The sequence below is a fragment of the Niastella sp. genome (assembly GCF_045805085.1).
GTDB lineage: Bacteria > Bacteroidota > Bacteroidia > Chitinophagales > Chitinophagaceae > Niastella.
In genome coordinates, this window is the sequence record NZ_JBJMLX010000295.1 from 1 (window position 1) to 8,473 (window position 8,473).

At 45.3% G+C, this 8,473-nt stretch carries 4 protein-coding genes and 1 pseudogene; 4 read left to right on the forward strand and 1 reads right to left on the reverse strand.

The window, feature by feature from the left end; translation table 11 throughout:
- Both ACJ751_RS15270 and ACJ751_RS15275 read left to right on the forward strand, forming a co-directional pair.
- Positions 1-657, forward strand: a pseudogene (locus ACJ751_RS15270) (hypothetical protein); the annotation flags it as partial.
- A 107-nt stretch (positions 658-764) separates the two neighbouring features.
- Positions 765-2,342 (forward strand): tetratricopeptide repeat protein, encoded by a 1,578-nt coding sequence (locus tag ACJ751_RS15275; protein WP_407746371.1) that lies wholly within the window; start codon positions 765-767, stop codon positions 2,340-2,342.
- Positions 2,343-2,385: 43 nt separating this feature from the next.
- Here the strand turns inward: ACJ751_RS15275 and ACJ751_RS15280 are convergent, their stop codons facing one another.
- A complete protein-coding gene (locus tag ACJ751_RS15280) occupies positions 2,386-5,250 on the reverse strand; it encodes a DEAD/DEAH box helicase (protein ID WP_407746368.1) in 2,865 nt (954 codons plus the stop codon).
- Between the two features lie 155 nt (positions 5,251-5,405).
- On the opposite strand from ACJ751_RS15280, the gene ACJ751_RS15285 reads away from it, so the two are divergent.
- Both ACJ751_RS15285 and ACJ751_RS15290 read left to right on the forward strand, forming a co-directional pair.
- Positions 5,406-6,809, forward strand: a complete 1,404-nt coding sequence (locus ACJ751_RS15285; RefSeq protein ID WP_407746369.1) for a sugar porter family MFS transporter — start codon at positions 5,406-5,408, stop codon at positions 6,807-6,809.
- 263 nt (positions 6,810-7,072) lie between these two features.
- Positions 7,073-8,341: a DUF4861 domain-containing protein gene (locus tag ACJ751_RS15290; RefSeq protein ID WP_407746370.1), complete on the forward strand. Its 1,269-nt coding sequence runs from the start codon at positions 7,073-7,075 to the stop codon at positions 8,339-8,341.
- Positions 8,342-8,473 lie beyond the last annotated feature (132 nt).

Genomic DNA, 8,473 nt, shown 5'->3' on the forward strand with positions numbered 1-8,473 from the left:
TCGTGGTTGATGCCTTATGAAGAAAAAACCTTCACCCAGTATTTTATGCCTTACCGCGAACTGGGACTGGTGAAGAATGCATCAAAAGACCTGCTGGTGAATTTGGAGAAAGACAATGACAACCTGGTGATAAAATTGTTTGCCACGTCAAAACAGCATGGACTTACATTAGAGCTATTTAATAGTGCTGGTAAATCTTTACTTAATGAAATAGTCGAGGCATGGCCGGAAAAATTATATACCAGATCTATAGCGGTAGATAAAGAAACCACGCCGGAGAATATTTTATTCGTTCTTACCAATGCAGCTGGCAAAGAAGTATTGCGATATGAACCGGTAAAGAATAAAAAGAACGAAATACCACAACCGGCTAAAGCCGCTTTGCCACCGGCAGAAGTAAGCAATAATGAACAATTGTTCCTGACAGGTCAGCACCTGGAACAATACCGGCATGCTACGTATAGTCCGGTCCCGTATTATGAAGAAGCGTTGCGCCGGGATGCAGGTGATTTCGAAATAACAATGCATTGGGCGCCTGGTACCTGCGGCGTGGACAGTTTGCAAAAAGCGAACCCTATTTTAGAAAGGCCATTGCTACCGGCACCCAACGCAATCCAAATCCCTATGATAGCGAACCTTATTATAACCTCGGGTTAGGGCTCAAATACCAGGGTAGGTATAAAGAAGCGTATGAAGCGTTTTACAAAGCTACCTGGAGCAGCGCCTGGCAAAGCAGCGCCTTTTTTTCACTGGCGCAGCTCGACCTGTTACAGGGTGAACCTGCTACTGCATTAACCCATGCGCAACAATCGCTCGACAGGAATATGGGCAATAGCAAAGCCTGGGCGTTGAAAGCGGCAGCCTGTAATGCGCTGCAACAATACGAGCGGGCTTTACAGGTTTGTAAAGAAGGATTACAACGCGATGCATTCAATCTTTCGCTGTATGCAGAACAGTATAAAGCAAACGAGGCGTTAGGTAATAGCGCAGCAGCAAAACAGGCGTTTGAACAATTGCAACACCATGCACGCGGCTATGTACACAATTACATAGAATATGCACTGGATTATATGGCTTGTGGTTTGTACGATGATGCCATTCAGTTGTTACAGTGGTATGTCGATAATGCCGGTGAACCGGTATCTCCAATGGTTTGGTATTACCTGGGCGGGTTTCATCATGTTAAAAACGATCCGGAAAAAGCACACGGTTATTATGCACAAGCTGCTGGTGCCGACAGTAATGGTTGTTTCCCCAACCGGCTGGAAGATATAGGTCTGCTGCAATTGGCTTTAACCATCATGTCCAAAGATGCTAAAGCGCCCTATTATCTGGCCAACCTGTGGTATGATAAAAGACAGTATGAAGAGGCTATTACCAAATGGGAGTTATCAGCCCAACGGGATTCCACATTCCCCACGGTATTCCGTAACCTGGGTATTGCCTATTTCAACAAACGACAGGATGCGACAAAAGCGCTGGCCATGTATGAAAAAGCCTTTGCGCTTGATAAAACCGATGCCCGGGTTTTAATGGAACTGGATCAGTTGTATAAACGGTTAAATAAAGACGTAACAGAACGTTTGCAGTTCCTGGAAAAGCATGCGAAGGTAGTTGAACAACGGGACGATCTGTACCTCGAACGTGCATCACTATATAACTTCATTGGTCAATATGAAAAAGCCTATCAACAGATCATGGACCGGAAATTCCATCCATGGGAGGGTGGCGAAGGAAAAGTATCGGCGCAGTACCTGTTTAGTTTAACGGAGATAGCTAAACAATGCATTCATGCGAAGGACTATGAAAAAGCGATCTGGTTATTGCAACAGGCGCAGGAGTATCCCCATAACCTGGGTGAAGGCAAATTGTTTGGCGCACAGGAAAATGATCTCTTTTACTGGCTCGGTATTGCGTATGAACGGATGGGTAATAGCGCTACGGCAAAGGAGTATTTCACCAAAGCAACAAATGGATTGTCGCAACCAACTGCTGCCCTGTTCTACAACGATCAGCAGCCGGACAAGATCTTTTACCAGGGCATGGCCTGGAAACAACTCGGTAATAAAGAAAAGGCATCAGCTATCTTTAATGATCTGATTGAATATGGAAGGGAGCACAGATCAGATGAGATCAGGATCGATTATTTCGCCGTATCGTTACCCAATCTTTTAATTTTTGATGACAACCTCAACACCCGCAACCAGGTGCATTGCGATTATCTGTCTGCACTGGGATTATTGGGATTAGGAGATGGAGTGGGAGCGAAGGCGTGTTTTGAAAGGGTGCTGGCGAATGATAATATGCATTTCGGAGCTAAAATACATTTGGCGATGATGTAACAAAGGTGGGTCACCTTTCAAAGGTGGCTCACCTTTGTCTATATTAACTAAAGAGATACTTAATATCATCCTCAGTAAGTGATTTCACAAAACCCTCATCTTCGGAGATCAACTCCTCCGCCAGCTGCTTCTTGTGTTGCTGTAACGAAATGATCTTTTCCTCAATGGTATCTTTACAGATCATCTTATAAGCAAATACATTTTTGGTTTGGCCAATACGATGCGTACGGTCAATGGCCTGTTGCTGCACGGCGGTATTCCACCAGGGATCGAACAGGATCACATAGCTGGCGGCTGTGAGGTTCAACCCGGCATTACCTGCTTTCAGACTAATTAAAAATACATTGGTCGTATTATCGGGAGCCTGGAACTGATTAACCAGCTCCTGCCGTTTTTCAGGTGGGGTTGATCCGTCGAGGTGATAATACGCAATGCCCTGCTCGCGGCAGTTCTCAGCCAGCAGGTTCAGCATGCTGGTGAATTGAGAGAACACCAGTACTTTATGATCTTTCAGGTTGTTTTGCAATTCATTCATCAACAGATCGGTCTTCACTGAGTCGTTGCAGGTTTGTTCTTCGCTGGGCAACAACAACGGCGAGTTACAGATCTGGCGCAGCTTTAACATGCCTTGTAATACCGCCAGCTTACTTTTATTAAGACCTTCCTGTTCTATATTCAGAAATACACTTTGGCGAATGCTGTCCTTTATTTCATCGTACAAACGCTTTTGCGCCATGCTCATCTCGCACCACATCACCATTTCTGTTTTCGCAGGCAGATCGCTGGCTACCTGCTCTTTGGTTCTGCGCAAAACGAAGGGCGCCGTGATCCGTTGCAGGGTTTTGATCTTGTCGCTCTCGCGGCGATGATCGATGGCATCGGCATATTCGCGCCGGAAAAATTCCCTGCTGCCAAAGATGCCCGGTAACAGGAAGTTCAATTGCGCATACAGATCAAATGTATTATTCATGACCGGTGTACCACTCAGCGCCACGCGGAAACCGGATTGTAAACGCTCTGCCGCCTTCGTGATCTGGGCCGCCGGGTTCTTGATATTATGACTTTCATCGAGCACCACTGTGCCAAAGTTAATGGTACACATTTCTTCAATATCCTGCCGAACGGTGCCATAGCTGGTAATGATCACCTGGAAATCGCCGGTAGCCGCATCCTGTATTGAACGGTTGCCGCCATGATAGATCAGCACCTTTACATGTGGCGCAAATTTTTGCAACTCCTGCGACCAGTTATAAATAAGCGAAGACGGACAAACTATAAGGTGACGTTGGGTAGCTTTTTCATGCAACTGATGGGTAAGCACACTGATCGTTTGCAGCGTTTTACCCAAACCCATATCATCTGCCAGACAGGCGCCGGCGCCCGCTTCCGCCAGTAATAGCATCCATTCAAATCCTTTCTGCTGATAGGGACGTAACTGGGCATTAATTACTGCAGGCACTTTATACACCGTTTCCCCATCCTTTTGCCACAGTTGCCATTTTTCTAACCAGGTATTGTGTAACGTTGGTTTCAATACCGAAGTGCCATCGGCTGCCTCTTCTTCGCTGAATGCCAGCCAGCGGGGAACCTGTATTTCCTGGCCGGAAATTTTTCCATGCCGGATAATGGTGCCATAGGTTTGCAACCACTCATCATTCAAAATGCCAAGCGAACCATCCTGTAAAAGAATGGCGCGTTGTCCGGCTTGCACGATCTTTTGTACTTCTAACAGCGATACTTCTTCCTCCCCAAAAGAAATGATCATATGCAGCACCAGCGCATCGGTAACTTCTTTTTTTATGGTAACGTCTGCTTTTACCTTGTGCTGCGAATAGCGGAAATGTTGCAGCATATCCATCCCGATCACCTGGATGTTCAGATCGAGTAGTTTATGGTATACTTTCAGGAACCATTGTTTTTTTTGCGCTTCCTCAAAAGAAAGGTAATAGTAGCCGTTCAGTTGTTTTTCAAAATTGGGATGCAATCCTTCCAGCAATTGCCACAAATCCTTTTCATCCTGTTGATTGCGATAAATGGCATACGACTGGCCATTGCGCGTGATATCGTAGGTTTCTTTCCAGGGCCCTTCAATGATAAAACCATCGTATTCCCATTGGGGCGTTAACACCAGGAACGACTGACTGATCTCACTCAGCATAACCCGGTTCACCGGAGTAATGCGAAGTTCATTTTTCTGGAACAGGTTGTTGCGGTTAACCGGATAATCTGTTTCCAGTTTGGCCAGAATGTTTTCAGCCAGCTCATTGGGCTGGTGGCTGTATTGTTGCGGATCATTATCCTTTAACCATTCCAGCGTTTGATAATCTTTATAAGAAAGAATAAAATATTCATTACCGCTCAACAACAGGAACTGGAAACGGTTGAACTCACCGAGGGTATAAGGCGTTCCGTTTATTGAAATGATGGTGTTTAATTGAAGACCCGTACCATTTTTCACCACCTCAAATTCAAGTTTGGGTTTAAAGGTGCTGAAGCTGCCCGGCGCTGTTTTAAAACTTCCTTTTTCACCCGGTATTTTGTGATACCATTTTACCAGTGCGGCAAATGGTTTCATTCTTTCCATATGTTCATGCAACCGGCGGGAAAGGGCAGATTTGGAATACACCTCATAGGAAACACCCGCGCGTTGCAGCGTGAACTTTTTCTGAACATCGTCTTTCATCAGGGCGATCTTCTCTTTTCCGAAGCCCAGCAACACTTCTTTCACTTCTTTGGGAAGTTTAGGAAAATTCTTATTTAGTTCGGAACTGTTCAACTCAATGTTTACATATTTGGGAATACCTTTTTCTTTGGTGATCTGTAAACATTCCATCAAATTATGATCCGACAATAAACGATGAGGCTGAAACAGTAACACATTTTTCTGATCGCTTTTTGTTGATATCATTTGCACTAGATTACATTATCGGGTAATGGGCAAAAATAGGGGCGGATAAGCATTTATGCACAACAGTTTTTGCACAAGTTGTGGATAGAACGTCGCCTGACATTTAGGCGGAATAACGCGCTAAAAGCGCTACCTTATGCTATAAAACGACTGCTATGCAAGTTTCTTTCGGTTCCAGGGCTACTGCGCAATCTGGCAGCACAGCATCCTCAGCTAATTTATTTGGCATTTCATTGATTGCGGCCCTTGCCGGTTTTATTTTCGGGTTCGATACAGTGGTGATCTCGGGCGCCAATTTGCCTATAAAAGAATTATGGCATACTTCCCGCTTGTTCCATGGTTTTTTCATCATGTCAATGGCCTTGTGGGGTACCGTGGTGGGGGCGTTGTTGGGCGGATTACCGGCGCAAAAATATGGCCGTAAGAAAGTGTTGTTGTGGATAGGTATTTTTTTCAGTATATCGGCCCTGGGGTCTGCGTTGGCGAATGGTCCCTATGTGTTTTCGTTTTTCCGCTTTATTGGCGGTTTAGGCATAGGCGTTTCTTCCGTGGCAGCGCCTACCTATGTTTCAGAGATCTCCACCCCATCAACAAGGGGACGACTGGTAGCTATGTACCAGTTCAATATTGTGTTTGGCATCCTGATCGCTTTTTTGTCCAATTATTTTTTACAGGGTGTGGGCGGCCCTAACGACTGGCGCTGGATGTTGGGTGTTATGGCTATTCCATCCCTGATCTATACGTTGATGGTGTTTGGGATCCCTGAAAGTCCGCGCTGGCTGGTGGCGGTGAAGCGCGACAACACGGCTGCCAGACGAGTAATGGAACGGCTGGGCATGAACAACATCGATGACGAAATACAGATGATCACTGCCAGTGCTACACATGAAGCACACGCGGGACATGATAACCATCATTTTTTTAGTAAAAAATATAGTTCGATCATTTGGCTGGCATTTTTCGTAGCATTCTTTAACCAGTGGTCGGGGATCAATTTTATTTTATACTATGCGCCGGAGATCCTGAGCAGGGCGGGTTTAGCGGCGAAAGAATCTTTATTAAATTCCATTGCCATTGGCGGCACCAATCTCCTCTTCACTTTTCTGGGTTTATATCTCATTGACAGATTGGGTAGAAAGACCCTGCTGATTATTGGTTCAATCGGCTATATCATCAGTCTGGCCATGGTAGCCTGGTGCTTTTATGCGCATGCCAGCGCAGGTTTATTGATGGTATTCCTTTTATTATTTATAGCGGCGCATGCGATAGGGCAGGGCGCGGTGATCTGGGTTTTTATCTCTGAAATATTCCCCAATAGAGTCCGTGCAATGGGACAATCGTTTGGCGCCAGTGTGCACTGGGTATTTGCAGCGCTTATTACGCTGATAACGCCCGTGTTCTTAGATAAGGATGATGGCATCTTCAAAGATAATCCCTGGCCCATCTTTGGTTTCTTTGCTTTTATGATGGCGTTGCAATTGATATGGGTGCTTAGTAAGGTGCCGGAGACGAAGGGCGTGTCTTTGGAGGATTTGGAGAGGAAGTTGGTGAAGGAATGAGCGGGGCAGAGGGCAGAAGGCAGAAGGCAGAGGGCAGAGGGCAAAGGGCAAAGGGCAGAAGGCAAAGGTGCCCTCGCGGCAATCGGGTCTCCCTCGACCCCTCCGGCATCGCCTGGGGCAAGTCTAATACTTCCTATATCAACTGTATCAACTTTTTCAACCTTATCAACCCACTACTTTATTTCCCTAAGCTTCTTCTTTCTCGTTAACTGGTCAACTGGTCAACTTTATATCTATCATTGCAAAAAATTCTAAATAACTACATGCATTTAAAACATAACCTGATCGCTTTATTAATCCTGGTAGCATCCTGTAGTTCGCCCAAACAAATAGTAATTGATAACAGCACCAGCGATGAACGCAAGGATGAGTTGATCGTTTTAAAAAGGGCCAGGCTGGAAAAAAGCGTAGGAAATATTGCACCAGGTAAATACCTGAAGATAAAAAGTGCTACCGGTATGCCTGTAGTTGTACAGTATGATGACCTGAATGGCGATCAGCAATGGGATGAAGCCTCCTTCCTGTATTCGTTCAAACCCAATGAAAAATTGGTAGTGAACGGCGAAGTGTCTGATGCCCCCGCTACAATAAAAGCCATGGTACGCGCGCATGTACGGCAAATGAAAAAGAATGCTGATAATACATTCGGACCTGTTGCGCTCGATAAAGACACGATGCCGGTAAATGCCCAGCCAACCGATTTTTCAAAACAACCATTGCCGCCTTATTTAACAGAAGGACCGGCCTGGGAAAATGATAAAGTAGGTTTCCGGTTATATTTTGATGTTCGTAATGGAAAAGACATCTGGGGTAAAATAACCAACAGCATGGTATTGGATGAAGTGGGCGCAGATACCGCAAAGAACTATCACAAACTGGCCGATTGGGGAATGGATATCCTGAAAGTAGGAGCCTCATTAGGCGCCGGCGCATTAGCCTTACAGGTGCCATTGCCAAATGGAAAAGATACCCTCGTTCGTTTAGGCGGCAAAAATATTGAGCAGGTTACTTACGAGAAACTGGCTGACGGTCCTGTCAGGGCTATCTGCCGCCTTACTTATAAGAATTGGAAAGTGGCCGAAGGGCTGGCGCCGGTAACCGTGATTGAAGAAATTGCTATCTGGGGCGGACAATACTTCTATGAAAGCAAGGTTTGGGTAAAGGGCGCACCCGCCAATGCGAAATTGGTGACCGGCATCGTTAACCTGCACAGCAATACAGTATACGAAGTAAACACAACAGGGTATAGATCCATCTTTACTTATGATGTGCAATCAGAGAATAAAGACAAACTGGGTATGGCCATTTTAATGCCGGCTGCACAGGTAGCCGGTACAGGCACAACGCCCAATGTCAACACTGATATTCAGAACACATATATCATGAAGGCCAATATAACAAATGATCAACCGGTGTTATTTCGCTTCTATGCAGGCTGGGAAAAAAGTGATAACCGGTTCACTACACTGGAAGGCTTCAAACAATTTATAGAAAGTGAAGTAAGTAAGAAGTCGTTTCAGGATATCTTATAAGTTGATCGCTTTTAACGAAGAAATTGAAAGGCGCAGCAGGCAGTTTAGCTTGCGGCGTCTTTTGTTTTTTAGGGAAAGGTGATTGTTGCTGCGCAAAAGATCTTTGTTGACTGCTGAAACCTGTAAGTTGAA

Excerpts from the sequence above, each read along its gene's own strand:
- ACJ751_RS15290 (WP_407746370.1), top strand. The coding sequence starts at position 7,073 with ATGCATTTAAAACATAACCTGATCGCTTTATTAATCCTGGTAGCATCC.
- ACJ751_RS15285 (WP_407746369.1), top strand. The coding sequence starts at position 5,406 with ATGCAAGTTTCTTTCGGTTCCAGGGCTACTGCGCAATCTGGCAGCACA.
- ACJ751_RS15280 (WP_407746368.1), bottom strand. The coding sequence starts at position 5,250 with ATGATATCAACAAAAAGCGATCAGAAAAATGTGTTACTGTTTCAGCCT.